Here is a 348-nt window from a genome sequence, read left to right on the forward strand (position 1 = left end):
GCGTAAGGGCGCTTCTGGCCCGCTCCAGGCTTATGATCAAGTGAAGGCGGCCGGTGATATCGTTTTCTTTTTCAACACTCGTCAGGATGCTGTGGACTACTTTCAGAACACCGCGCCTTACAACAGCATTGCGCTGTATAAAAACAAAGCCGCTTCCGGAAAGTGCGGATTCACGCTTGGTTCTGGCGCTGGACTGGTAACTGGTATCTACAAGACCTGTGAGTATGACGGTCTGACCAGCCCGACAAACGGCACCAATCCCGATCTTAACCACACAGTCAAACATGAAATGGGTCATGCTTTCGACGTGGCAATGAACGCAGTTCAAGGTTTTGCGCCGTCAGGCAC

Annotated in this window: 1 protein-coding gene; it reads left to right on the forward strand. The window is 52.0% G+C overall.

Features of this window, described 5'->3' with window-relative positions:
* Positions 1-348, forward strand: a 348-nt coding sequence (locus tag BWR59_RS32555) for a hypothetical protein (protein ID WP_168184574.1), incomplete at both ends; no start/stop codon positions are given.

Origin of the sequence: Pseudomonas sp. Bc-h, from assembly GCF_002080045.1 — a bacterium.
Taxonomy (GTDB): Bacteria; Pseudomonadota; Gammaproteobacteria; order Pseudomonadales; family Pseudomonadaceae; genus Aquipseudomonas.